General features: G+C 58.4%; 1 protein-coding gene. It reads right to left on the minus strand.

Features of this window, described 5'->3' with window-relative positions; all coding sequences use genetic code 11:
• The coding region (locus tag ABD323_RS42400) for a hypothetical protein (RefSeq protein ID WP_344447390.1) at positions 1-568 on the minus strand (568 nt) is incomplete at its 3' end.
• Between the last annotated feature and the right edge of the window lie 237 nt (positions 569-805).

An 805-nucleotide genomic window follows, 5' to 3' on the forward strand; every position in this document is an offset into this window, starting at 1 on the left:
CGCGCCGAATCCACGCGCTCACGCCGTCACCCGTTGCCGAAAGGCCCGGCTGAATTACCCTGACAAATATCTGCCCTCCAACGTAAAACGCGACCATTATCCACCCTTGCTGTGGATGTCCGGTCGACATCTCCCAGCCGGGCGGAATTAGGGCAGCATGCTGCGCCGAGTTCAACGCCGACCTGAGTGGCTTCCAGTCACTCGGAGGTGATCCAAAAATGGGGACCATGATCTTATCTTCATTGAAGATGAGATGGTCTAGTTGGTGGGATGTACTGCGGGTGATCGATAGAAGATCACGAAGGGCCCATCCGGCATCTTCTCCGTAGTACACGGGAGCAAGGACGTCACCTTGTGCTACCTGCATGGATAGCCCCAAGATCTCGCCAGGCGGCAGGTATGCCCCACCGCTTGCGCCGTTGCCGATGGCTTCGAGATCGTGCTCAGTAAATCTGGATTGCGTAGCAGTCACTTCAAGAGTGATGCGAGGCTTGGCGTAAGCATCACGTGGGATCAGATCATAGCCAACGCTCGCAAGTTGGCTGACCACTTCATATGTTCCGCCCATGTCGGATCTCCTGCATAGGAGGCCACTTAGACAAAAGCTACCACCGGCCAACGGGGCTGGCATGTCGACTCCCTCATTTGCAACTTTCGCAAATCCGCAGGGGCTGCATGAATACCCGAGAAAGGTGATCACATGGCAGGGACGGGCCCAGCTCCGAAGCCTGCGGGCGAGCGACGGCGACGCAATACCGACCCGGTCGCCGGCACCGTGCTGCCAGGCGACGGCTACACCGGGCAC

The organism is Kitasatospora nipponensis (assembly GCF_039528135.1).
Classification (GTDB): domain Bacteria; phylum Actinomycetota; class Actinomycetes; order Streptomycetales; family Streptomycetaceae; genus Kitasatospora; species Kitasatospora nipponensis.